The 23,172-nt window shown below is 72.7% G+C and carries 24 protein-coding genes and 1 tRNA gene; 13 read left to right on the top strand and 12 right to left on the bottom strand.

What is annotated here, in order from left to right; all coding sequences use genetic code 11:
• Positions 1 to 45 precede the first annotated feature (45 nt).
• Both NFU81_RS12850 and NFU81_RS12845 read right to left on the bottom strand, forming a co-directional pair.
• Positions 46 to 1,320, bottom strand: coding sequence for a PTS transporter subunit EIIC (locus tag NFU81_RS12850; RefSeq protein ID WP_251488979.1), 1,275 nt, complete (start codon positions 1,318 to 1,320; stop codon positions 46 to 48).
• Positions 1,321 to 1,502: 182 nt separating this feature from the next.
• Positions 1,503 to 2,744 (bottom strand): PTS transporter subunit EIIC, encoded by a 1,242-nt coding sequence (locus NFU81_RS12845; RefSeq protein WP_251489087.1) that lies wholly within the window; start codon positions 2,742 to 2,744, stop codon positions 1,503 to 1,505.
• A 262-nt stretch (positions 2,745 to 3,006) separates the two neighbouring features.
• Between NFU81_RS12845 and NFU81_RS12840 the strand changes: the two genes are divergently transcribed.
• The 4 genes from NFU81_RS12840 (at position 3,007) to rdgB (ending at position 5,623) form a co-directional block, all read left to right on the top strand.
• Positions 3,007 to 3,240, top strand: coding sequence for a PTS sugar transporter subunit IIB (locus NFU81_RS12840; protein WP_033175692.1), 234 nt, complete (start codon positions 3,007 to 3,009; stop codon positions 3,238 to 3,240).
• Between the two features lie 523 nt (positions 3,241 to 3,763).
• A complete protein-coding gene (gene rph / locus NFU81_RS12835) occupies positions 3,764 to 4,498 on the top strand; it encodes a ribonuclease PH (protein WP_251488977.1) in 735 nt (244 codons plus the stop codon).
• Positions 4,499 to 4,608: 110 nt separating this feature from the next.
• The gene (locus tag NFU81_RS12830) at positions 4,609 to 5,001 is read left to right on the top strand and encodes a DUF4349 domain-containing protein (protein WP_251488975.1); all 393 of its coding nucleotides are present in this window, start codon (positions 4,609 to 4,611) and stop codon (positions 4,999 to 5,001) included.
• A gap of 16 nt (positions 5,002 to 5,017) precedes the next feature.
• Complete coding sequence (gene rdgB / locus NFU81_RS12825; protein WP_251488973.1) at positions 5,018 to 5,623, top strand: RdgB/HAM1 family non-canonical purine NTP pyrophosphatase; 606 nt, start codon at positions 5,018 to 5,020, stop codon at positions 5,621 to 5,623.
• A gap of 45 nt (positions 5,624 to 5,668) precedes the next feature.
• On the opposite strand, the gene NFU81_RS12820 is transcribed toward rdgB, so the two are convergent.
• From NFU81_RS12820 to bcp, 4 genes are all read right to left on the bottom strand, one after another.
• Positions 5,669 to 5,755: transfer RNA gene (locus tag NFU81_RS12820), tRNA-Leu, on the bottom strand.
• 47 nt (positions 5,756 to 5,802) lie between these two features.
• Complete coding sequence (locus tag NFU81_RS12815) at positions 5,803 to 6,318, bottom strand: HNH endonuclease signature motif containing protein (RefSeq protein WP_251488971.1); 516 nt, start codon at positions 6,316 to 6,318, stop codon at positions 5,803 to 5,805.
• The gene (locus tag NFU81_RS12810) at positions 6,315 to 6,944 is read right to left on the bottom strand and encodes an HNH endonuclease signature motif containing protein (protein ID WP_251488969.1); all 630 of its coding nucleotides are present in this window, start codon (positions 6,942 to 6,944) and stop codon (positions 6,315 to 6,317) included. Before NFU81_RS12810 ends, NFU81_RS12815 begins: the two co-directional genes overlap by 4 nt.
• 76 nt (positions 6,945 to 7,020) lie before the next feature.
• A complete protein-coding gene (gene bcp, locus NFU81_RS12805; RefSeq protein WP_251488968.1) occupies positions 7,021 to 7,488 on the bottom strand; it encodes a thioredoxin-dependent thiol peroxidase in 468 nt (155 codons plus the stop codon).
• Positions 7,489 to 7,589: 101 nt separating this feature from the next.
• On the opposite strand from bcp, the gene NFU81_RS12800 reads away from it, so the two are divergent.
• Both NFU81_RS12800 and NFU81_RS12795 read left to right on the top strand, forming a co-directional pair.
• Positions 7,590 to 7,916 carry a DUF3618 domain-containing protein gene (locus NFU81_RS12800; RefSeq protein WP_251488966.1) on the top strand — a complete coding sequence of 109 codons (327 nt, stop codon included), beginning with the start codon at positions 7,590 to 7,592 and terminating at the stop codon, positions 7,914 to 7,916.
• A gap of 49 nt (positions 7,917 to 7,965) precedes the next feature.
• The gene (locus NFU81_RS12795; protein ID WP_251489085.1) at positions 7,966 to 8,268 is read left to right on the top strand and encodes a GroES family chaperonin; all 303 of its coding nucleotides are present in this window, start codon (positions 7,966 to 7,968) and stop codon (positions 8,266 to 8,268) included.
• A 61-nt stretch (positions 8,269 to 8,329) separates the two neighbouring features.
• On the opposite strand, the gene NFU81_RS12790 is transcribed toward NFU81_RS12795, so the two are convergent.
• Complete coding sequence (locus NFU81_RS12790) at positions 8,330 to 10,576, bottom strand: transglycosylase domain-containing protein (RefSeq protein ID WP_251488964.1); 2,247 nt, start codon at positions 10,574 to 10,576, stop codon at positions 8,330 to 8,332.
• A gap of 326 nt (positions 10,577 to 10,902) precedes the next feature.
• On the opposite strand from NFU81_RS12790, the gene NFU81_RS12785 reads away from it, so the two are divergent.
• From NFU81_RS12785 to NFU81_RS12770, 4 genes are all read left to right on the top strand, one after another.
• Positions 10,903 to 11,706 (top strand): ABC transporter permease, encoded by an 804-nt coding sequence (locus NFU81_RS12785; protein WP_251488962.1) that lies wholly within the window; start codon positions 10,903 to 10,905, stop codon positions 11,704 to 11,706.
• A complete protein-coding gene (locus NFU81_RS12780) occupies positions 11,699 to 12,586 on the top strand; it encodes an ABC transporter permease (protein ID WP_422665183.1) in 888 nt (295 codons plus the stop codon). Before NFU81_RS12785 ends, NFU81_RS12780 begins: the two co-directional genes overlap by 8 nt.
• Positions 12,587 to 12,617: 31 nt before the next feature.
• The gene (locus NFU81_RS12775) at positions 12,618 to 13,565 is read left to right on the top strand and encodes an ABC transporter ATP-binding protein (RefSeq protein WP_251489082.1); all 948 of its coding nucleotides are present in this window, start codon (positions 12,618 to 12,620) and stop codon (positions 13,563 to 13,565) included.
• A gap of 64 nt (positions 13,566 to 13,629) precedes the next feature.
• Positions 13,630 to 14,487, top strand: coding sequence for a GNAT family N-acetyltransferase (locus tag NFU81_RS12770; RefSeq protein ID WP_251488960.1), 858 nt, complete (start codon positions 13,630 to 13,632; stop codon positions 14,485 to 14,487).
• Positions 14,488 to 14,978: 491 nt separating this feature from the next.
• Here NFU81_RS12770 and NFU81_RS12765 read toward each other — a convergent pair whose 3' ends face one another.
• The 3 genes from NFU81_RS12765 to NFU81_RS12755 form a co-directional block, all read right to left on the bottom strand.
• Positions 14,979 to 15,323 carry a MerR family transcriptional regulator gene (locus NFU81_RS12765; RefSeq protein WP_251488957.1) on the bottom strand — a complete coding sequence of 115 codons (345 nt, stop codon included), beginning with the start codon at positions 15,321 to 15,323 and terminating at the stop codon, positions 14,979 to 14,981.
• 22 nt (positions 15,324 to 15,345) lie between these two features.
• A complete protein-coding gene (locus NFU81_RS12760; protein WP_251488955.1) occupies positions 15,346 to 16,371 on the bottom strand; it encodes an MDR family NADP-dependent oxidoreductase in 1,026 nt (341 codons plus the stop codon).
• A 287-nt stretch (positions 16,372 to 16,658) separates the two neighbouring features.
• Entirely contained in the window at positions 16,659 to 17,789 is a 1,131-nt protein-coding gene (locus NFU81_RS12755) for an aminotransferase class V-fold PLP-dependent enzyme (protein WP_251488953.1), read from the bottom strand.
• A gap of 101 nt (positions 17,790 to 17,890) precedes the next feature.
• Here NFU81_RS12755 and NFU81_RS12750 point away from each other — a divergent pair, with 101 nt between their 5' ends.
• The gene (locus NFU81_RS12750) at positions 17,891 to 19,189 is read left to right on the top strand and encodes a DUF445 domain-containing protein (protein ID WP_251489080.1); all 1,299 of its coding nucleotides are present in this window, start codon (positions 17,891 to 17,893) and stop codon (positions 19,187 to 19,189) included.
• Between the two features lie 178 nt (positions 19,190 to 19,367).
• Entirely contained in the window at positions 19,368 to 20,222 is an 855-nt protein-coding gene (locus tag NFU81_RS12745; protein WP_251488952.1) for a fumarylacetoacetate hydrolase family protein, read from the top strand.
• 219 nt (positions 20,223 to 20,441) lie between these two features.
• On the opposite strand, the gene NFU81_RS12740 is transcribed toward NFU81_RS12745, so the two are convergent.
• Positions 20,442 to 20,912 (bottom strand): heme-degrading domain-containing protein, encoded by a 471-nt coding sequence (locus NFU81_RS12740; RefSeq protein WP_251488950.1) that lies wholly within the window; start codon positions 20,910 to 20,912, stop codon positions 20,442 to 20,444.
• Complete coding sequence (locus tag NFU81_RS12735) at positions 20,909 to 21,976, bottom strand: Gfo/Idh/MocA family oxidoreductase (RefSeq protein WP_251488948.1); 1,068 nt, start codon at positions 21,974 to 21,976, stop codon at positions 20,909 to 20,911. The genes NFU81_RS12740 and NFU81_RS12735 overlap by 4 nt, the downstream gene beginning before the upstream one ends.
• A 55-nt stretch (positions 21,977 to 22,031) precedes the next feature.
• Between NFU81_RS12735 and NFU81_RS12730 the strand changes: the two genes are divergently transcribed.
• Positions 22,032 to 23,159 carry an ROK family transcriptional regulator gene (locus NFU81_RS12730; RefSeq protein WP_251488947.1) on the top strand — a complete coding sequence of 376 codons (1,128 nt, stop codon included), beginning with the start codon at positions 22,032 to 22,034 and terminating at the stop codon, positions 23,157 to 23,159.
• Positions 23,160 to 23,172 lie beyond the last annotated feature (13 nt).

The raw sequence follows: 23,172 nt of genomic DNA, 5'->3' as shown, positions 1-23,172 counted from the left end.
CCCTCGTACGTCCTGCGTCGAGCCGACCTGCCCGACCTGCCCGACCTACTTGGTCAGGTCCTCGATCTCCTCCTCGGGCTCGCGGCCCGGGGTCTTCAGGTCGAACTTGATGATCGCGAAGCGGAAGACCACGTAGTAGACCGCCGCGAAGACCAGACCGATCGGGATGATCAGCCACGGCCTGGTGGCATGGCTCCAGTTGATCGCGTAGTCGATCAGGCCGGCCGAGAAGTTGAACCCGGCGTGCACGCCCAGGCCCCAGGTGATCGCCATCGACGCTGCCGTCAGCAGGATGTGGATCACGTACAGCACCGGCGCGATGAACATGAACGAGAACTCGATCGGCTCGGTGACACCGGTCACGAACGAGGTCAGGCCGATGGACACCATCATGCCGAGCACGGCCTTGCGGCGCTCGGGCCGCGCGGTGTGCGCCATGGCCAGCGCGGCGGCCGGCAGGCCGAACATCATGATCGGGAAGAAGCCGGACTGGAACATGCCCGCGGTGTGGTCGCCCGCCAGGAAGCGGGGGATGTCGCCGTGCACGACGGCGCCGGAGGCGTCGGTGAAGTCGCCGATCTGGAACCAGGCGACGGCGTTGACGAACTGGTGCATGCCGACCGGGATCAGCGCGCGGTTCACACCGCCGAAGAGGGCGGCGCCACCCGGGCCGAGGCCCGTCATCCAGTTGCCGAAGTGCGTGATGCCCTCGCCGATCGGCTCCCAGACCAGGCCGAAGAAGACACCGATGAGCAGGCCGACGAAGGCCATCAGGATCGGCACCAGGCGGCGGCCGTTGAAGAAGCCCAGCCAGTCGGGCAGCTTCGTGCGGTGGAAGCGCTGCCAGACGACGGCGGACAGCAGACCCATGATGATGCCGCCGAGCACGCCCGGGTCGTTGTAGACCGCTGCGACGTCGAGGCCCTTGTTGGCGGTGGTGTTGATCACCGCGTCATGCACGGGGAAGGCCTGGAGTACCTTGGTGTAGACCAGGAAGCCGACCAGGGCGGCCAGCGCGGTCGAGCCGTCGGACTTCTTCGCGAAGCCGATGGCCACGCCTATGCAGAACAGCATCGGCAGGGCGCCGGTGAGCGCGCCGCCCGCGTTGGCGAAGACGGACGCGACCTTGTCCCAGTGCAGGCCCTTCGCGCCGAAGACATCGTCCTGGCCCAGCCGGACCATGATGCCGGCGGCGGGCAGGACCGCGATCGGCAGCTGCAGGCTGCGGCCGATCTTCTGCAGGCCCTGGAAAATGCCCGATCCCCGCTTCTTCGCGGGGGGCGCCGCGGGAGCGGCGTCGGTGGCCGTGGCCGTTGTCATCGAAATCCTCCGTGGTCTATACCACTCAGTGGTGTAGACCTTTTGTAACACGTCGGATGCACGTAAAGGAATCCGCGATTCCGCGTGCTCTACGTCACATCGCTCACGCACAGCGAAGACCCCCCGGCCGGTTGACCAGGGGGTCTTACGTACGGTGCGCGCACTCGTCACGCACGGTGGCGCTACTTGATGTTGTCGTCCTCCATCTGCTCGCCCAGGTCTCCGGGTTCGCGGCCCGGGGTTTTCAGATCGAAGTGCAGGATCACCAGGCGGAAGAGGACGTAGTAGACCGCCGCGAAGCCCGCACCGACCACCAGGATCAGCCAGGGCTTGGTCGCCAGGTTCCAGTTGATGACGTAGTCGATCAGGCCCGCGGAGAAGCTGAAGCCGTCCTTGATGCCCAGTGCCCAGCACAGCGCCATCGACACGCCGGTCAGCAGCGCGTGGATCACGTACAGCACGGGGGCGATGAAGAGGAACGAGTACTCGATCGGCTCGGTGATGCCGGTCACGAACGACGTCAGCGCCACCGACAGCATCATGCCCCCGACCTCCTTGCGCCGGTCCGGCCGCGCGGTGTGCGTCATGGCCAGCGCGGCCGCGGGCAGCGCGAACATCATGATCGGGAAGAAGCCGGTCTGGAACTGCCCGGCCGTCGGGTCGCCGGCCAGGAACCGCGGGATGTCACCGTGCACGACCGTGCCGTCCGGCTTGGTGAAGTCGCCGAACTGGAACCACACGAAGGTGTTCAGGAACTGGTGCAGGCCCACGGTGAGCAGCGCGCGGTTCGCCACACCGAAGATCCCGGCGCCCCACGAGCCCAGGTCGACCAGCTTCTTGCTGAAGCTGGTCAGGCCGTCGCCGATCGGCGGCCAGATCCACAGGCAGATGACCGCGAAGACGATCGCGACCCCCGCCATGATGATCGGCACCAGGCGGCGGCCGTTGAAGAAGCCGAGCCAGTCGGCGAGCTTGGTGCGGTGGAAGCGCTGCCACATGTACGCGGTGAGCAGGCCCATCACGATGCCGCCGAAGACGCCGGGCGTCTGGAACTCCGCCAGCGTGGTCGTGCCGTCCTTGAGGGTGCAGGCGCCGGCCAGCTGGCCGAGCTGGGTGAACGTGGCGCCCTGCGGGCAGTCCTTGGGGAAGCGGGTGAGGACGCCGAAGTAGACGAGGTAGCCGGCGACCGCGGCCAGCGCCGTCGAGCCGTCGGACTTCTTCGCCATGCCGATCGCCACGCCCACGCAGAACAGCAGCGGGAGCCCGAAGTTGCCGTCGAGCAGCGCGCCGCCCGCGCCGACGAAGACCTTCGAGAGCCGATCCCAGCCGAGGCCGTCGCTGCCGAAGACGTCGGGCTGGCCGAGGCGGGTGATGATGCCGGCCGCGGGCAGGACGGCGATCGGCAGCTGGAGGCTTCGGCCCATCTTCTGCAGGCCCTGGAAGAACCTGCTGCCCCACGTGCGGCCCGGGGGTTTCGCGGTGGCGTCCGCGGCGCTCACCTGCGGCCTCCGCCGCGGGGGCGGTCGCGTACAGTGGTGTAGACCACTTGGGGGTGCGGGAGACCGGCGTCCATGATCGACATGGTGGTCCACCGGGCGGTCAACCGCCCGTGAAGTTGGGCCAACCGTGGGTTACGGTGACATATCGGACCGACCCGCGGTGGGTCAGAGACACAGGGAGACTCAGATGGCCACCAAGGCAGAGAAGATCGTCGCCGGGCTCGGCGGACTCGACAACATCGAAGAGGTCGAGGGCTGCATCACCCGGCTCCGCACCGAGGTCGTCGACCCCTCCCTCGTCGACGAGGCCGCCCTCAAGGCCGCGGGCGCCCACGGCGTCGTCAAGATGGGCACGGCGATCCAGGTCGTCATCGGCACGGACGCGGACCCGATCGCGTCGGACATCGAAGACATGATGTAGCCCCCGGGCTCCCTCCTCCCCCCGGCCGCCCCGTCCACCCCGCGCCCACCTGGGCGGGCGGCCCCCTCCCGCGGTACCCCGGGCCACCCGGGTCCCGCGCGTTCCGGCGCCCCGGATGCCCTCCGGGTGAGCCCGGCTTCCCTCTTCCCGGGGAGAGAAGACTTCCCGCGTCGGTTCCCCGGGTCTCGCGCGTTCCGGCGCCCCGGATCCCCTCCGGGTGAGCCCGGCTTCCCTCTTCCCGGGGGAGAAGACTTTCCGCGCCCCTCGGGGTGGGCACGGAGTGCGTCCCGCGCGGGAGTCACCCCGGGAAGGCCGGGGAGCGTCCGCGCGACGCGCACTCCGGCGGCGCCCGGAAGGGCGCGGAAGAACGTGCCCTGGCCGGGCAGGGGCCGGGGGTACCCGGGAGCGGACGCGATCTGCGGTGCGGGTCCGGGCGGAAGCCCGGGCGGCCCGGGTCACCCGGGAGGGGAAGGGGGAGGCGGGGGCGGAGTCGGCCCCGGGGTCACCCGGATAGGCTCGGGGGATGTCACGATTTGACGGCCGTAGGCCGGATCAGCTTCGCCCCGTCACCATCGAGCGCAGCTGGAGCAAGCACGCGGAAGGCTCCGTCCTGGTGTCGTTCGGCGACACCAAGGTGCTGTGCACCGCCAGCGCCACCCAGGGCGTCCCCCGCTGGCGCAAGGGCAGCGGCGAAGGGTGGGTCACCGCCGAGTACGCGATGCTGCCGCGCGCCACCAACACCCGCGGCGACCGCGAGTCCGTCCGCGGCAAGATCGGCGGCCGCACCCACGAGATCTCCCGCCTCATCGGCCGCTCCCTGCGCGCCGTCATCGACTACAAGGCCCTCGGCGAGAACACCGTCGTCCTGGACTGCGACGTCCTCCAGGCCGACGGCGGCACCCGCACCGCCGCGATCACCGGCGCGTACGTCGCCCTCGCCGACGCCGTCACCTGGATGCAGCACAACCACTTCATCAAGGCCAAGTCCCGCCCCCTGACCGGCACGGTCGCCGCCGTCAGCGTCGGCATCGTCGGCGGCGTACCGCTGCTCGACCTCGCCTACGAAGAAGACGTCAAGGCCGAGACCGACATGAACGTCGTCTGCACCGGCGACGGCCGCTTCGTCGAGGTCCAGGGCACCGCGGAAGGCCAGCCCTTCGACCGCGCCGAACTCGACGCCCTGCTCGCACTCGCCGTCAACGGCTGCACCGAACTCACCGCGGCCCAGCAGGCCGCCCTGGCCGCGACCGAGGCCTGACCCGCCCAGGCCCGTTCACGCCCCGCCCGGGCAACCCCGGCGGCGGCCGCCGCGTGTGTACAGATGCACGCGGCAAGCCGCCGGGTGCCCGAGCAGGGGAGGGGACCCTCATGCGCGCCCGTACCGTCGCCGCCTGCACCGCCGTCCTGGTCGCCACCACCGCCCTCACGGCCTGCGCCGGCGTCGACCGCGCCCTGGACTGCGCCAGGACCGCCACCACCGTCGCCGGCGACATCCAGGACCTGCAGAGCACCGCCACCAACATCGGCCAGGTCTCCGACCCCAGCAGGCGGCACGCCACCGTCACCGCACTGGACAAGGTGCAGGCCGACCTGAAGAAACTCGGCGACCGCACCGACGACTCCGACGTCAGCTCCGCCGTCTCCGACCTCGACACCGCCGTGCGCAACGCCCGCACCTCCGCCCAGAACGGCGACACCCCCGACCTCAAGCCCGTCAGCAAGGCCGCCGGCCACCTCACCGACGTCTGCACCCCGGGCTGACCGGGATAATTGCCCCATGACCCGCCGCCTCGTACTCGCCACCCGCAACGCCCACAAGGTCATCGAACTCAGGGCGATCCTCATCGGCACCGGACTCGACGTCGACCTCGTCGGAGCCGACGCCTACCCGGACATCCCCGACGTCAAGGAGACCGGCGTCACCTTCGCCGAGAACGCCCTGCTCAAGGCGCGCACCCTCGCCGAGGCCACCGGGCTGCCCGCCGTCGCCGACGACTCGGGCCTGTGCGTGGACGTCCTCGGCGGCGCCCCCGGCATCTTCTCCGCCCGCTGGGCCGGACGCCACGGCGACGACGCCGCCAACCTCGCCCTGCTCCTCGCCCAACTCGGCGACATCGACGCGCCCCACCGCAGCGCCCACTTCGCCTGCGCCGCCGCCCTGGCCCTCCCCGACGGCACCAGCCGCGTCGCCGAGGGCCGCCTCACCGGCACCCTGCGCCACACCCCCGCCGGCACCGGCGGCTTCGGCTACGACCCGATCCTCCAGCCCGACGGCGACACCCGCACCTGCGCCGAGCTGTCCCCGGCGGAAAAGAACGCCATCAGCCACCGCGGCAAGGCCTTCCGCGCCCTGGCCCCGAGCGTGGCCGAGCTCCTCGGCTGAGAACACCGAAGGCCCGCCGTTCCACCATGGAAACGCGGGCCTTCGTGGTGCGGCGGAAGGGATTCGAACCCTCAAGCCCGATCAAGGGCCACAGATCCTAAGTCTGCTGCGTCGCCACTGCGCCACCGCCGCTGGTCGCAAGCGCCATCGTACCGGTGCCCTCTTCATGGGCGCTCCGATTAACCTGCCGGCCGGCGTCGCGGGGCGCGGCACCAGGTGCCCGTCACAGCGTGGCAGTTGGGACACAGAAACCGGAGGTTCGACAGCCGGTCGTCATCCCGATCGCCGTTGACGTGGTCGATCTCCAGGACCATCGGCCGACCCTGCCACATCGGCCCCGTGCCGCACACGGCGCACAGCTCGGCGATGCCCATGAGGCGCATGCAGCGGCGCAGCACCGCCGTCCGCGTGCGGCCCGTCCGGTGGTGCTTCACCAGCACATCGGCAGCGGGCCGCACCGGAGCGGTCCCTGCTCTGCCGCGCTGATGACCTTGGCCGAGGAAGTGCGAGGTGTCCGCCCCTGCCCCGGCAATCCAGCCGCGCAGCTGCGCACGCAGACGGCTGTTGTCCGGTCGGCCGAGGCGGCGCAGGGTCTCGGCGATCGACACCGAAGCGGCGACGGCCTCGCGCACCTGCGCGTCGTCCGGTGGCGGACGGCGGCCCGGCGGAGGGAGGCGCGCTACGTTGCCGCTCATCGACGCCGCCCGCGGTAGGTGTCGGTCGTGGAGTGGCAGTTGGGGCAGAGCAGGCGCAGATTCTCCCGGCGGTTGTTGCGCCAGTCGCCGTCCACGTGGTCGACCTCCAGGGCAAGTGCACGCCCCTGCCAGTACGGTTCCATGCCGCACAGGGCGCACCGCTCGCGGACGCCGGCGTCCCGCAACGCCCGCTTGAGCTGCGCGCCGGGAACGCGCCTGCTCCGGTGGGGGTTCAACTCCACGAGCACTTCAGCCGCGCGCTTCCGCACGCCCCCTGGTACGCGGTGTGACGCCGTGAAGTGCGCGGTGCTGATGCCCAGCGCGCGCACCCGGCGGCTGATGTGCGTGTGCTGACCGCCCACCGCGTCGAGCCCCAGGAACCGCAGGACCCCGTACATGGACGTGGAAGCCGAGACGGCTGCCGCCAGATCGTCCCGGCTCCAGCGTGTGCCTTCCCGTTCGAGGTGCGAGGTGCCTATCTGCAGTGCTCTCAGGCGACTGCGCAGGTACTTGCGCCGCGATGCGTTCTTCGGGTCGACTCCGAGCTTGACCATGGCCTCGGACAGGGTCCGTGACGACGCGACCGCCTCTGACAGCCGTTCCTTCGTGTACGGGCTCGCCGGCATGCCGTCCTCCGCTCCTCGGGCACCTGTTCGCACCTTCGTACGGAGTAACGACGCTCGGCCGGGCCGGTTGCGGGGGTCAGACCTTCAGGTCGCGGAGGAGTTTGGCCACGTGGCCGGTGGCGCGGACGTTGTAGAAGGCGTGTTCGACGTTGCCCTGTTCGTCGACGACGATCGTGGAGCGGATCACGCCCATCATCTTCTTGCCGTAGTTCATCTTCTCGCCGAAGGCCGCGTAGGCGGTGAGGGTGGCGCGGTCGGGGTCGGACAGGAGGGTGACGCGGAGGGATTCCTTGGTGCGGAACTTGGCGAGCTTCTCCGGGAGGTCGGGGGAGATGCCCAGGACGTCGTAGCCGGCGGTGGCCAGCTGGTCGAGGTTGTCGGTGAAGTCGCAGGCCTCCTTGGTGCAGCCGGGGGTCATCGCGGCGGGGTAGAAGTAGACGATGACCTTGCGGCCGCGGCGGTCGGCGAGGGAGACCTCCTTGCCGTCGGCGTCCAGGAGGGTGAAGTCGGGGGCGGGGTCGCCGGGTGACAGGCGCTCGGCCATGGGAAAGCTCCTCAGTCAAACGGGGGTGCCGACGAGGCGCGGGCCGCGTCGTACTGACAGACTGTCCGAACGCTACCTAATCAGGCGATGGAGGAGACGCGGTGCCGGACGACGTCAGGACGCCCGCTCAGATCGAGGCGGAGATTGCCCGCAGGCGGCAGGGCCTCGCGGAGACGCTGGACGAGCTGGCGGTCCGGGTGCATCCGGCGACGATCGCGCGGGACGCGAAGGCCAAGGCCGTCTCCGCGGTGGACCGCACGGTCGGGCAGGCCTACGTCGCGGTGAACCGTGCGGTGGGCCGGGCCAGGTCGCAGTTCGTCGGCGACGACGGCTCCCCGCGACCCGAGCGCATCGTGCCGGCCGCGCTCGCCACGGTCGCGATCGTCGCAGCGGTGGCCAGTCTCTCGGTCCGGCGGCGCCGCCGGTAACGTCGTGCGCGTGAGTTCGAACAGTGAGCACGACAAGCTGCCCATCCGGATGCTGCACGACCGCGTCCTGGTGCGGCACGAGGCCGGCGAGGGCGAGCGCCGCAGCGGCGGCGGCATCCTGATCCCGGCGACCGCCGCCGTGGGGCGGCGGCTGGCGTGGGCCGAGGTCGTCGCGGTGGGGCAGAGCGTGCGGACCGTGGAGGTCGGCGACCGGGTGCTGTACGACCCGGAGGACCGCGCCGAGGTGGAGGTGCGGGGGGTGGCGTACGTGCTGATGCGGGAACGCGATCTGCACGCGGTCGCCTCCGAGCGCCTCAAGGGCTCCGACGACTCCACCGGCCTCTACCTCTGATACCTCTGACACCTCTGACACCTCTGAGCCTGCGGCCCTCCGGCAGCGGCGCCCGTCCCGGTCATCCGCCGCGGCGACTCGTGCGGCCGCCCGGGTCGCCGGTGGCGGCCCCGGTGAGGCCGCCGATCGGGTCGAGTGTCGGCGGCGGCTCGGTGGTCGGCTCGCTGGTGGTCGGTTCCGTCGTGGGCTGGGTCGGCTCCGTCGTCGGGGTGCTCGGCGGCGGGCTGGACGGCGGTTCGCTGCTCGGCGGGGGCTCGCTGGTGGGCGGCTGGGTGGTCGTCGGCTCGTCGGTGGCCGGCTCGTCGCTCTCCTCGGGCGGCGGCGGCAGGTCCTTGGTGACCTGGAGGTCGAAGTCCTCGACCGGCACCCCGCGCAGTGCGGCCGCCGTGTAGTCGGCCCAGACCTGGCCGGGCGGGCCGCCGCCGTTGATCCTGGACTGGTTCAGGGAGTGGTAGAGCTGCTCCTGCTTGCCGGTGTCCGGGTTCATGCCGAGGACGGCGACCACCGTGGCCAGCTTCGGGGTGTAGCCGGCGAACCAGGCGGCGATGTCGTTCTCCGCGGTGCCGGTCTTGGCGGCGGAGGGCCAGCCGGAGTCCCGGGCGACCTTCGCGGTGCCCTTGGGGCCTTCGACGACGCTCTGCAGCACCGAGGTGACGGTGTCGGCGGTCTCGCGCGGCACGGCCTGCTTGGGCTCCCGGTCGGGCAGGGTCAGGTCGTTGCCGTCCTTGGTGACCTTCAGCACGAGGGTGTACGGGATCTGCTTGCCGTGGTCGGCGAGCGTGGCGTAGACCTGCGCCATGTCCAGCGGGCTGGCACCGAAGGAGCCGAGGGCCATGGCGGGGGTGGTGGGGATGTCGACGTCGTCGGGGATGCCCAGTTCGCGTGCGGTGTCTATGACCTTCTTGGTGCCGACGTCCTGCGCCATCTGGGCGTAGACGGAGTTGACGGACCGGTCCATGGCCTCGGTGACGTTGATCCGGCCGTAGGTCTTGTTGTCCTCGTTCTCCGGGGCGTAGCCGACCGGGCCGTCGGGGCCGACGACGGGGCGTTTGTTCTCGCCGTCGTAGACGGTGGTCGGGGTGATGTCCTCGCCGTCCTGGGTCTGCGAGTGGTGCTGCAGGGCGGCGGTCAGGACCACCGGCTTGAAGGTCGAGCCCGGGGGGTAGGTCGCGTTGGTGGCGCTGCTGACGTACTGCTTGGTGTAGTCGATGCCGCCGTAGAGCGCGACGACGTTGCCGGTCGCGGGGTCGATGGAGACGCCGCCGGCGCGTACGTACTTGTCGGCCGGCTTGTTGCCGAGCTTGGCGTAGATGTCGTCCTGGGCGGCGTTGACCAGGGCGTCCTCTTTCGGCTTCTGGATGCTGGTGACGATGCGGTAGCCGCCGAGCCGCAGCGAGTCGGAGTCGACGATGTGGTGCTCGTCGAGGTACTGGTTGACCGCCTCGATGATGTAGCCGCGCTGGCCGGCCTTGCTGGCGATGGGCTTGGGCTTGCCGATGGCCGGGAACTGCGTGGCGTTGCGCTCGGACGCGGTGAGCCAGCCCTCCTTGACCATCCCGTCGAGCACGTAGTTCCAGCGTCCCTTGGCCGCTCGGGCGTTCTCCGGGTGGGCGGCGAGGTCGTACTCGCTGGGTGCGTTGAGCAGGGTGGCGAGATAGGCGCCCTGGGCGGTGGTCAGGTCGGCGGCGTTCTTGTCGAAATACGCCTGGGAGGCGGCCTGGATTCCGTAGGCGTTGCGCCCGAAGTAGCTGGTGTTGAGATAGCCCTCGAGGATCTGGTCCTTGGACTCGTTGCGATCGAGTTTGATCGCGATGAAGAATTCCTTGACCTTGCGTGTCGCGGTCTGGTTCTGGTTCAGGTAGTAGTTCTTCACATATTGCTGGGTAATGGTCGAACCGGACTGCTTGCCCTTGCCGGTCGAGGTGTTCCAGGCGGCGCGCAGCATCGCCTTCGGGCTGACCGCGGACTCGTGGTAGAAGTTGCGGTCCTCCGCGGAGAGCACCGCGTGCTGGGCGGTCGCGGCGACCTCGGCCAGGGACACGTTCTGCCGGTTGACGGCGCCGTCGCGGGCCAGCTCGGTCTTGCCGTCGGCGTAGTAGTAGACGTTGCTCTGCGCGACGGCCGCCGCGTTGGGGTCGGGGATGGACACCAGGGCGTACCCCAGGAAGAAGCCGCCGAGCAGCAGCACCAGCACGGCCAGCACCGTGCCGGTCACCACCCGCCAGGTCGGCAGCAGCCGCCGCCAGCCGGTCCTGCGAGGCCGGCCGCCCCCACCGCCGCCGGTCGTCCCGTACTGCATTTCACTCATGTCTGTAGGGACTCCTCATCCGCCGCCAGGGTTGGGTCCGCGGCGGAAAAAACCGGCCGATCGGCACGGACAGGCACGTAGGCGTACGTACGCCGCATGCATGGCCACCTCCCACACTCTCGCATCGAGCGCCCGACCGGATCGGACGGCACGCATCCGTTGCAGGGCTGTGACAGGCCGGACGGTCCAGCGCCGTCACCCGGAGGGTGGAAAACCGGTGGAGGCTGCGGCGTGCCGCGCACTAGGCTCGGCCGCTTGTGTGCCGGGCGGTCCGTGCGGTGTTCCGGCGGGTTTCCCCGGGGTGGGAATACGGAGAGGCGGTGGAAATGGGCGGCTTCTACGGTGCCGTCGTGGTCCGCGGATTCCGGCGCTATGCGACGTATCGCGTGGCGACAGCGGCGGGTGTGTTCACGAATACGGTATTCGGTCTGATCATTTCCTACAGCTATATCGCGCTGTGGGACCAGCGCCCGCATCTCGGCGGTTACACCGAGGCGCAGGCGCTGACGTATGTGTGGGTCGGGCAGGGGCTGCTGGCGGCGATGGCGCAGATGGGCGGCGGCTTCGAGACCGAGATGATGGGGCGGATCAACTCCGGCGCGATCGCCGTCGACCTCTACCGGCCGGCGGACCTGCAGGGCTGGTGGCTGGCCGCGGACCTGGGCCGGGCCGGCTTCCAGCTGCTGGGCCGCGGGGTGCTGCCGATCGCCTGCGGTGCGCTGGTCTTCGACCTGGCGCTGCCGGCGTCCCCGCTGACCTGGCTGCTGTTCGCACTGGCGGTCGCGCTGGGCACAGTGGTGAGCTTCGCGATCCGCTTCCTGGTGGGGCTCAGCGCGTTCTGGCTGCTGGACGGCGCCGGGGTGGTGCAGGTCTCGTGGATCGTGGGGCTGTTCTTCTCCGGGATGCTGCTGCCGCTGAACGCGTTCCCCGGTGCGCTGGGCGACGTGGCGCAGGCGCTGCCCTGGTCGGCGATGCTGCAGGTGCCGGCCGACGTGCTGCTCGGGCAGCGGCAGGGCGCCGACGCGCTGCTGGCGCTGGCCTTCGAGGCCGGCTGGGCGGTGGCGCTGCTCGGTGCGGGGCGGCTGCTGCAGGGCCTCGCGACGCGCCGGGTGGTGGTGCACGGTGGCTGAGGCGGCGGCTGAGGCTGAGGCGGCGGTGGAGGCGGAGCCGCGGGGCGGTGCGGCGGGGGAGCGCACTCCGGGCACGGTCGCGGAGTCGGTGCGGGCCTACCGGCTGGTCGTGCGGATGTGGATGCGGTCCACGATGTCCTACCGGGCGTCGTTCGTGATGACGGCGTTCGGCAACTTCGCGGCGACCGCACTGGACTTCTTGACGATCGTGCTGATGTTCTCGCACGTCGAGGCGCTGGGCGGCTTCTCCCTTCCCGAGGTGGCCTTCCTGTACGGCACCGCCAGCACCTCCTTCGGGCTCGCGGACCTGCTGATGGGCTCGATGGACCGGCTGGGCGAGCGGGTGCGCGACGGCACCTTGGACACGCTGATGCTGCGCCCGGTGCCGGTGCTGGCCCAGGTGGCGGCCGACCGGTTCGCGCTGCGCAGGCTCGGCCGGGTCGTGCAGGGCCTGCTGGTGCTGGGCTGGGCGCTGTGGCGGGTGGACGTGCACTGGACGGTGCTGAACGTGGCGCTGCTGCCGGTGACGCTGGTGGTGGGCGCGGCGATCTTCTGCGCCGTCTACGTCGCGGGCGGCGCCTTCCAGTTCTGGGCGGGGGACGCGGCGCAGGTCCAGAACTCCGTGACGTACGGCGGTGCCACGCTGCTGCAGTACCCGCCCGGGGTGTTCGCGCGCGACCTGGTGCGGGGCGTCACCTTCGTGGTCCCGCTGGCCTTCGTCAACTGGCTGCCCGCGCTGCGCATGCTGGGCCGGCCCGACCCGCTGGGCCTGCCCGGCTGGGTGGACTTCGCCGGGGCGCCGGTCGCCCTGGTGTGCTGCGCGCTGTCCGGGCTGCTCTGGCGGGCCGGTGTCCGTTCCTACCGCAGTACCGGGAGTTGAGGAAGTGACCGTGACCGACAGCGCGGAACCGATGATCGCCGTCGACGGAGTGGAGAAGGTCTTCGACGTACGCCGCAAGGTGGCCGGCACCCTGCGCAGGGAGCGCCACCAGGTCAGGGCGGTCGACGGCATCTCCTTCACGGTGCCGCGCGGCGAGATGGTCGGCTACATCGGCCCGAACGGTGCCGGGAAGTCCACCACCATCAAGATGCTCACCGGCATCCTCAGCCCCAGCGGCGGCAGGCTGCGGGTGGCCGGCATCGACCCGTCCCGCGACCGCACCCGGCTGGCCCGCAGGATCGGCGTCGTCTTCGGGCAGCGCACCACCTTGTGGTGGGACCTGCCGTTGCGCGACTCCTACGAGCTGGTCCGCAGGATGTACCGGATCGAGGACCCGCGGTACGCCCGCAACCTCGACGCGTGCGTGGAGTTGCTCGACCTCGGGCCGCTGCTGGACGTGCCGGTGCGGCAGCTCTCGCTCGGCCAGCGGATGCGCGGCGACATCGCGGCGGCGCTGCTGCACGACCCCGAGGTGCTGTACCTGGACGAGCCGACGATCGGCCTGGACGTCATCAGCAAGGCGAAGGTCCGCGACTTCCTGCGCACCGTCAACGCGGAGCGCGGCACCACGGTGCTGCTCACCACGCACGACCTCACCGACATCGAGACGCTGTGCAGCAGGGTGATGGTCATCGACCACGGCCGGCTGATGTACGACGGCGGGCTCGACGGGCTGCACGCGGTGGGGGAGTCGGAGCGCACGCTGGTCGTCGACTTCGCGCACGAGCTGCCGCCCGTCGAGGTGCCGGGCGCCCGCTGGGTGCGTAGCGAAGGCCCGCGCCAGTGGCTGGCGTTCCCCGCGGGGGACAGCGCGGCGCCGCTGGTGACGGCGCTCGCGGCACGCCACCCGCTGGTGGACCTGTCGGTCCGTGAACCCGCGATCGAAGATGTCATCGCCCGGATGTACGGGGCGGCGTAACATCCCCGGAACCGTCCGTACGGGCCGGACCGGCGCGGTCGGACCCGAGAACAAGGGAGTTCATGTGCGGGAGGACTTCACCGTCGCCGAGGCGACAGCGGCGGAGTGGGACGAGGTCGTGGCGTGGACTGCGGCGGAGGGCTGGAACCCCGGCCTCGGCGACGCGGCCTGCTTCCGCCCCACCGACCCGGCCGGCTTCCTGGCCGGCCGGCTCGGCGGCCGGCTCGTCTCGGCGTGCTCGGTCGTGGCCTACTCACCCGACTACGCCTTCCTCGGCTACTACCTGGTCCACCCCGACCACCGCGGCAACGGGCTGGGCCTGGCCACCTGGAAGGCCGCGCTGCCGCACGCGGAGGGGCGCGCCGTCGGGCTCGACGCGGTGCCCGCGCAGCGGGAGCTCTACATACGGTCGGGCTTCCTCCCGGCGTACGACAACGTCCGCTACACCGGGCGGCCGCGGTCCCTCGGCGCCGCGGACGGCGCCGGCACGGTCGGGTCGGTGACGCCGTACCACCTCGACGCGATCAGCGCGTACGACAGCGGGTGCTTCCCCGCGGAGCGGCACGCCTTCCTCAGCCGGTGGCTGACCGCGGAGCAGCACACCGCGCGGGTCCTGCTGGACGGCAACGGGCACGTCACCGGCTACGGCGTGATCCGCCCCGCCCACCGGGGCCTGCGCATCGGCCCGCTGTTCGCGGACACGCCCGAGGGTGCGGCCGCGCTCTTCGACGCGCTGACCGCCGGCCTGCCGGCGGACGCGGAGGTCTCGATCGACGTCCCCGACCACCACGAGGCGGCCACGTCCCTGGCCGTGTCCGCCGGCCTGGCCGAGTCCTCCCGCTGCACCCGCATGTACTCGGCCCCTGCCCCCTACTCCCGCGCCGACGCGGTCTACGGCACGACCACCCTCGAACTGGGCTGACCCCTCCCCGGGGAGTGCGTCCTGCGGTACGCCTCCCCCCGCACCCCGGTGGCGGGCTGAGCGCGCAGTTCCGCCCCCAGAGCTTGGGGGGACCCCCAGCGCCACTCGGGGTGGTGGCTGCCGTCTCCACACGACGGTTTCGCCGTCGCCGGCCGCCGTTCCCCGCGCCCCTTGGAAACGCTCACCCTCTGCGCAGAGGGCAACCCACCAGGGGCGCGCGGGGGTTACCCCAGGCGAAGCTCTGGGGGCGGAACCGCGCGATGGGCCACGATGGCGCGTCAGGCGACCACCCACCGCAAGGGGCAGGGGCTGAGGGGCGCGGGAACTGCGCGCGCAATCCGTCACCGGGGGTAAGGCGACTGCCCACCGTCGGGGGCAGGGGCTGAGGGGCGCGGGAACTGCGCGCGCAATCCGTCACCGGGGGTAAGGCGACCGCCCACCGTCGGGGGCAGGGGCTGAGGGGCGTGGGGACCGCGCGCAGGTGGCGGTGGTCAGGGGGAGGCCGGCCCGGCGAGGGCGTCGCGGAGGCGGGTGAGACGGGAGATCTCCGCGTCGAGGGCCGCGACGCGGCGGTCGACGATGCCGCCCGCCGCGCACGGCGGATGCGCGGCCTCCAGGAGGACGTGCAGCCGGTCGGCGCACTCGCGCAGGTCCTCCACCGTCAGGCCCTGCGCCAGCAGCCGGCGGATCAGGCGGAGCCTGGCGACGTCGCCGGGCGCGTACTCGCGCTGCCCGGCGGCCGTGCGGGCCGGCGGCGGCATCAGCCCCCGCTGCTCGTAGAAGCGCAGCGCCCGCGGCGTGGTGCCGGCCGCCGCGGCGGCATCGCCGATCCTCATCGCCCACCCCGTTCCCCGTCGCCTACGGTTCGACCACCACCGTCCCGACGTGCTTGCCCGCGATCACGTCCTGCAACGCCTGCGGCGCGTTGTCCAGGCCCGCGACCGCGGTGTGCGGGAAGCGGATCGCGCCGGAGCGCAGCCACTCGCCGAAGCGGGCGGTCCACTCCTCGGCCACGTCGGGGTGGTCGGACCCCGCGTAGCCGCGCAGCGTGATGCCCCGCAGGATGATCTGGAAGGCGTCGACCTCCACGGGCGCACCGCCGGGCCGGTCCTCGGCCAGCTGCCCCGAGAGCGTACCGATCAGCGCGAAGCGCGCGCCCTGCCGGGCCGCCCCGATCGCGGCGGCCAGCTGCTCGCCCGCGACGTTGTCGAGCAGGACGTCGATGCCGTCGGGCGCCGCCGCGGCGAGCTGCGCCGCGAGGGACCCGGCGCCGCGCAGCACGACCGCGTCGTAGCCGAGTTCCGACACCAGCAGCTGCGCCTTCGCCGGCGACCCGGTGCTGCCGATGACCCGCCCCGCGCCGAGCAGCCGCGCGATCTGCCCGGCCAGCGACCCGACCCCGCCCGCCGCCGAGGTGACGAACACGGTGTCGCCCGGGCGGACTCCGGTGAGCCGGGTCAGCGCCCCGTACGCGGCCGAGCCCTGCGCGAGGTGCGCGGCCGGGTCGGGCAGCGCGTCGCCCAGCGGGGTGCACGCGTCGGACGGTACGAGGGCGTGCTCCCGCCAGCCGTACATGTGCCGCACCAGGTCCCCCGGGCGCAGCGCGCTGCCGGCGGGCGCGGCCAGCACCTCGCCGACGGCCGGGCCGAAGAGGGCGTCACCCGGCTTCAGCGCCGGCAGCGGCATGTCGTCGCCCCCTCCGATGAGGCTGCACAGGGAGGCGAAGACCAGGAAGGCGCGGTTCCTGACCAGCACCTGGTCAGGGCCGGGCGCGGGCAGCGGCGTCTCGACCACGCCGAAGTCCTCCCGGGTGGGCAGCCCGGTGGGCAGTGCGGTGAGCAGGACCTGCCGGGTGCTGCGCGGCAGGGACGGGGCGGCGGCCATGCGGAGTCCTTCGCGGGGGTCGGGGGCCGCGGCGCTCGCCGCCGCGACGGCCCGGTGACGCTAACCCCTGACCCGCACGTCAGGGTCAACCCCGCGCATGCGCTCACCGCGGTTCAGGGGGGTGCCGCTTGCTGTGGCCGGTCGCCTGATCCGCCGTCGTGGCTGAGCGCCCCGTTCTCCCCCGGAGCTTCGCCTGGGGGCACCCCCACGCGCCCCGTTCGGCTTGCCCTCTGCGCAGAGGGTTGACGGCAGCCTCTGTCGGAGTCCTGGGGGCACTCCGCCAGGAGTCAGCGCAGGGAGCCCAGCGCGGCATGCAGGGTGGAGACGGTGGAAGGAGGAGTGGAGGCGTGCGGGGACAGGCGCAGGGAGTCGTGGCGGACCGTGGGGGTGATCGCGTGGGCGTGGAGGGCCTTGGCGACGGTGGCCGGGGCGATACCGGGCAGGCGGAAGGAGACGATGCCGGCCCGGCGGGCGGGGTCGGTCGCGGAGAGGATCTCGCCGCCGTGGTCGCGTACCGCCTCGATGAGCTGGTCGACCAGCGTGCGGACCCGCGCCTCGATCGCGGCGACGCCGACCTGCGCGACGAGTTCGAGAGCCGCGGCGAAGGCGGCCGCGGCGACCGGGCTGAGGTTGGTGATGCTCAGCCGGCCCGCGTCGGCGGCCGCGGGATGCTCGACGTCGTCGAAGAGGGCGACGTCGTCCACCCCGGTCCACCCGGTGAGCGTGGGCGCGAGGCGTTCCAGCGCCCGGTCGGAGAGCGCCGCGAAGCCGGTGGACCAGCTGGCCCGCAGCCACTTCTGACCGCCGGTCACCAGGACGTCCACGGCCTGCCAGGGCAGCTCGGCGACGCCGAAGGCCTGCATCGCGTCGACGACGAGCAGCCGGTCGGGGCCGATGACGTCCCGCAGCGCGGCCAGGTCGGCGCGGTAGCCGGTGCGGAAGTCGACCGCGCTCAGCGACAGGGCCACGACGTCGTCGGTGAGCGCGTCACGTACCGCCTCGGGCGTGGGCGGCCCCGGCAGCCAGCGCGGTACGGCCAGGCCGGCGGCGGCGGCCCTGCGCCAGGGGTAGTGGTTGGCGGGGAAGTCCGCCGCGGGCACCAGGACCGTGCCGGCCGGGATGCCGAAGGCGGCCTGGAACAGGCCGGTGGAGGCGTTGGGCAGCAGCACCGTGTGCCCGGCGTCCGTGCCGGCCAGCCCGGCCGCGGCCTGCCGGGCGCGCAGGTCGGCGCGCATCAGGTCGTTGACCGTGTCCTGGTCGGCCCGCGCCGAACGGCCCAGCGCGTCCGCGGTGGCGGCCAGCACCGCACGCGAGGGGGGGCCGTAGCGGGCGAAGTCCAGATAGCCCGCGGCCGCATCGAAATGCTCGGCGTAACCCGGCAGCCCGCCGTCGTCTCCTGTGCCCCTGGGGTGTGCCATGCCGCTCCTGCCCGCGGGACCGTGTCCGCGCCACGGGGAGGCGCCGGGAACCCGCCGTACGTTCCAAGATTGTCAGCGGCGGCAACAATACGCAGGTGGATATGCGGGTGAAGCAGGTGGAGGCAGGGCCGGCGGGAGTTCCGGGGGCGGTCGACCCGGACGCGGAGCGGCGCCGCGGGGTGCGCCGGATGAAGCTGATCGCGACCGGTTTCCTCGCCGTCGCGACGGTGGTCTACGCCCTGGCCAAGTGGGCGGACTCGCGGGACGCGGGCGCGTGGGCGGCCTATGTGGCGGCCGCGGCGGAGGCGGGCATGGTCGGTGCGATGGCGGACTGGTTCGCGGTGACCGCGCTCTTCCGCCGCCCGCTGGGCCTGCCCATCCCGCACACCGCGATCATCCCGACGAAGAAGGACGCGCTGGGCGCCAGCCTCGGCGACTTCGTCGGGGAGAACTTCCTGTCCGCCGAGGTGGTCCGCACCCGGCTGCGCGCGGTGGGCATCGGTTCCCGGCTCGGCACCTGGGTGGCCGAACCCGCCAACGCCGACCGGGTGACCGAGCAGGCCGCCGCCGCGCTGCGCGGCCTGCTGACCGTGCTGCGCGACTCCGACGTGCAGGCGGTGGTCAGCGAGGCGATCACCCGGCGGGCCGAGGCCCAGGAGGTCGCGCCCGGGCTCGGCAAGCTGCTGGAGCGGATCGTCGCGGACGGCGGGCACCGCCGGCTGGTCGACCTGGTGTGTGCGCGCGCCCACGACTGGCTGGTCGAGCACGCCGACTCGGTGATGGATGCCGTCCAGGGCGGGGCGCCGGGCTGGACCCCGCGGTTCGTGGACCGCAAGGTCGGCGAGCGGGTCTACAAGGAGCTGCTGCGCTTCGTCACCGAGATGCGCGACTCGCCCGGCCACCCGGCCCGCGGCGCCGTCGACCGCTTCCTCGGCGACTTCGCGGGCGAGCTGCAGTCCGACCCCGACACCCGGCAGCGGGTCGAGCGGCTGAAGAACGACCTGCTGGCCCGCCCCGAGGTGCAGGACCTGATCGCCTCGGTGTGGGGCTCGGTACGGGCGATGATGGTGGCCGCCGCGGAGGACGAGCGCAGCGAACTGCGGCTGCGCACCCGGGCGTCGCTGCTGAGCCTCGGCAGCCGGATGGCCACGGACCCGCGCCTGCAGGCGAAGGTCGACAGCTGGCTGGAGGACGCGGCCACGTATCTGGTCACCACCTACCGCGACCAGATCACCTCGCTGATCAGCGAGACGGTCGCCGGCTGGGACGCCGAGCAGACCTCCCGGAAGATCGAGGCGCATGTGGGCCGCGACCTGCAGTTCATCCGGATCAACGGCACGGTCGTGGGCGCGCTGGTCGGCCTGCTGATCTTCACGGTGTCGCGGATCGTGGGCGGCTGACGGCCCGCGCCGCTCCGACCTCTGGGGTCTGTGCGAGGTGGCCGCGTTCGACGGAAGTGCCGCGTCCAGGTGCTGAACAGGGCTTGCGCGGGGAGGGGTCGTGATTGGAGGATCGGACAGACATCCGATGACCTCCGCGGACCGTCCCGCCGCGGATCACTGACGTACGGAGTACACCGTGAAACTGCTGCGAGTCGGCCCCGCAGGCGCGGAGCGCCCCGCCCTGCTCGACAAGGACGGCGTCGTACGGGACCTCGGCGGGCTCGTCGCCGACATCGACGGCGCGCTGCTCGCCGACGCCGACGCCCTGGCCAGGATCGCCGCGGCCGCCGCCGACGGCTCGCTGCCCGCGGCCGAGGACGGGCTGCGCGTCGGGCCGCCGCTCACCGGCATCGGCAAGATCGTCTGCATCGGGCTCAACTACCACGACCACGCGGCCGAGACCGGGGCGGAGGCGCCCGCCGAGCCGGTCGTCTTCATGAAGGCCCCCGACACGGTGGTCGGCCCCGGCGACACGGTGCTGGTGCCGCGCGGCAGCGTCAAGACCGACTGGGAGGTCGAACTCGCCGTCGTCATCGGCCGCGAGCTGCGCTACGCGGCGGACGAGGACGAGGCGATGGCCGCCGTCGCCGGTTACGCCGTCGCGCACGACGTCTCCGAGCGCGAGTTCCAGATCGAGCGCGGCGGGCAGTGGGACAAGGGCAAGAACTGCGAGACCTTCAACCCGCTCGGGCCGTGGCTCGTCACCGCGGACGAGGTTCCCGACCCGCAGGCGCTGAGCCTGCGGCTGTGGGTGAACGGGACGCTGCGGCAGGACGGGTCCACCCGCGACCAGATCTTCCCCGTCGCCGAGGTCGTGCGCTACCTCAGCCACTTCATGACGCTCTACCCGGGTGACGTCATCAACACGGGCACCCCGGCCGGCGTGGCCCTCGGCCAGCCCGAGCCCCGCCCTTACCTTCGCCCTGGCGATGTCGTCGAGCTCACGATCGACGGCCTCGGCCGCCAGCGGCAGGTGCTCGCATCTGCGTAGTGCGGTACGGCGTTGCGGCGCCGGGCCGCGCGCTCCGGCTCGCGCCACGACGGCATCTGCCCCTTGCGGTGCGTTCGCATCGTGCGGTGCGTCGTGGCCGGTCGCGCAGTTCCGCCCCCAGGCGAAGCCCTGGGGGCGGAACTGCGCGACCAGCCCGGACGGCGGGAAAGCAGCATCGTCACGGCAAGTGGCAATCACCCAGGGGCGCAAGCCAGTCGCTTACGCCAGGAACTGGGTGAGGGCCGCCACGACCATCGCGTGGTCCTCGGTCTGGGGGAGGCCGGAGACGGCCACGACGCCGATGACGCCGGCGCCCGCCACCCGCAGGGGGAACGCCCCGCCGTGCGCGGCGTAGAGCGCGGGGTCGAGGTGGGAGGCCGCCTCGAACGTCGTGCCCTTGGCACGGAACCGCTCGCCCACGGCGAGCGACGACGTGCCGTAGCGCAGGACGACGCGGGCCTTCCGGTCGAGCCACTCGTCGTTGTCGGGCGTCGTGCCCTCCAGCGCGTAGTGGAAGAGCTGCTGCCCGCCCCGGCGGATGTCGATCGTGACGGCGGCCCCCCGCTCCCTGGCGAGGTCGACGAGCAGGCAGCCCAGCCGCCAGGCGTCGTCGTGGGTGAAGCGGGGAAGGACGAGCGTCCGCTCCTGCTCGGCGAGCAGTTCGGGATCGGCCAGCCGGTCGCTGGTCACAGGATCACCGACCGTCCGGTGCCGGCGGACTCCCTGGCCGCCTCGATGACCGCGATCGCGGCGGCCGCCTCAAGCGCGGTGACCGGCGGTGGCGTGCCCTCGCGCAGGGCGGTCTCGACGGCCGCGTAGAAGGCGGGGTAGTCGCCAGGCAGCGACGGTACGGGCCGTACGTTCTCGTCGGTGCCCGCCGTGCCCCACGCGGACTCCGGTTCCGCGCCCCACACCGCGCCCTCGCCGGGCCGCAGGCCTTCGCGGAGGGCGGCCTCCTGCGAGTCGAGGCCGTAGCTGACGTAGCCGCCGGTGCTGCCGAGCACCCGGAAGCGCGGGCCGAGCCGGGAGGCGGTGGCGCTCATCCACAGGTGCGAGCGGACGCCGTCGGCGTGGGTGATCGCGATGAAGTCGTCGTCGTCAGCGGCGGCGCCCGGGCGCCGCACGTCGGACTCGGCGTAGACCATTCGGGCCGGGCCGAAGAGGGTGAGGGCCTGGTCGACGAGGTGGCTGCCGAGGTCGTAGAGCAGGCCGCCGATCTCGGCCGGGTCGCCGGACTCGCGCCAGCCGCCCTTGGGCTGCGGGCGCCACCGTTCGAAGCGGGACTCGAAGCGGTGGACCTCACCGAGCTCGCGGCGCTCCAGCAGGGCGCGCAGCGTCAGGAAGTCGCTGTCCCAGCGGCGGTTCTGGAAGACGGTGAGCAGCAGCTCCCGCTGCTCGGCGAGCGCGGCCAGCTCGCGGGCCTCGGCGGCCGTGGCGGCCAGCGGCTTGTCGACGACGACCGGCAGCCCGGCCTGGAGTGCGGCGGTCGCGAGCGGGACGTGGGTGCGGTTGGGGGAGGCCAGGACGACCAGGTCCAGCCCGCCGGCACGCGCCCACAACTCGTCGGCGGTGGCGGCGAAGGCCACGCCGGGGTGCTCGCCGGCGGCCTGGGCGCGGCGTTCGCTGTTTCCGGTGACGATGGTGTCCAGGACCAGGCCAGGGGCCGCGGCGATCAGCGGGGCGTGGAAGAAGGAGCCGGCCGGGCCGTATCCGACCAGGGCGACGCGTAGGGGGGCGGTGCCGGGAGCGCTCATGGCCTCACTTTGGCAACACTGTTGCGAAAGTGCAAGCGCGCGAGACAATGACGGGGTGAACCCACCCCAGCCCCCGCCCCCCGACCGCCCCACCGAGGGCGCGGCCCCCGCCGGCGGAGTCAACCTGCCGGGGCTGCGCAGCCACAACGCCGCGCTCGTGCTGGGGCTGCTGCGGGAGGCCGCCACCGGGGGCGGCACCGGGGGGATCAGCCGGCTGGAGCTGGCCGCACGGACGGGGCTGACGCCGCAGGCGGTCAGCAAGATCACCGCGCGGTTGCGGGCGGACGGCCTGGTGGAGGAGGCCGGGCGGCTCGCGTCGACCGGCGGGAAGCCGCGTACCGAGCTGCGGCTGGCCGCGGGCGCGCGGTGCTCGGTCGGGGCGCACCTGGACGGCGAGACGGTCACCGCCGTCGTGGCCGACCTCGCCGGGCGCACGGTCGCCGAGCACGCCGCGCCGCTCGACCTCGCGCTGCCGGTCCTCGACGGCCTCGCCGCGATGGTGCGCGAGCTGCGTGCCGCCGTCGCCCTGGCCCCGGCCCCGGTGCTCGGCGTGGGCGTCGGGATACGCGGCCCGCTCGACCACCGCACCGGCACCCTGCACGAGGTCACCGGCTTCCCGCACTGGTCCGGCTGCCCGCTGCGTACGGAGCTGGCCCGCGGGCTCGGCCTGCCCGTCGCGGTCGACAAGAACACCAACACCGCGGCCCTGTCCGTCCTGGCGGAGCCGCGAACCGCGCCCGGCGCGGGCTCGTTCGGCTACCTGCACCTCGGTACGGGCCTGGGCGCCGCCCTCGTGCTCGGCGGCCGGCTGCACCGCGGGGGGCGGGCCGGGGCAGGGGAGTTCGGGCACCAGGTGGTGCAGCTCGACGGGCCGCCCTGCAAGTGCGGCAAGCGCGGCTGCCTCGAAGCGCTCTGCCTGGCGGCGGTCGCCCGCGGCGACACCGCGGCCGCGGCCCGCCTGCTGGGGGTGGGCGCCGCGAACCTGGTCGCGCTGCTGGACATCGACCGCGTCGTGCTCGGCGGCCGCACCGTACTGGCCGACCCCGGCGCCTTCCTGGCCGGCGTCGGCACGGCGCTCGGCCCGGTCCCGGTCGGCCTCGCGGCGGCCGGCCCGCGCGCGGTCGCCGAGGGCGCCGCCCTGCTCGCGCTGGCCCCGCTCTTCGCCCGGGCCGCCCTGGGCTGACCTCCTGCGACCA

Source organism: Actinacidiphila cocklensis, assembly GCF_907177275.1.
GTDB classification, from domain to species: domain Bacteria; phylum Actinomycetota; class Actinomycetes; order Streptomycetales; family Streptomycetaceae; genus Actinacidiphila; species Actinacidiphila cocklensis.
Note: the sequence above shows the minus strand (reverse complement) of the source record. Positions and strands in the feature narration are given on the sequence as shown.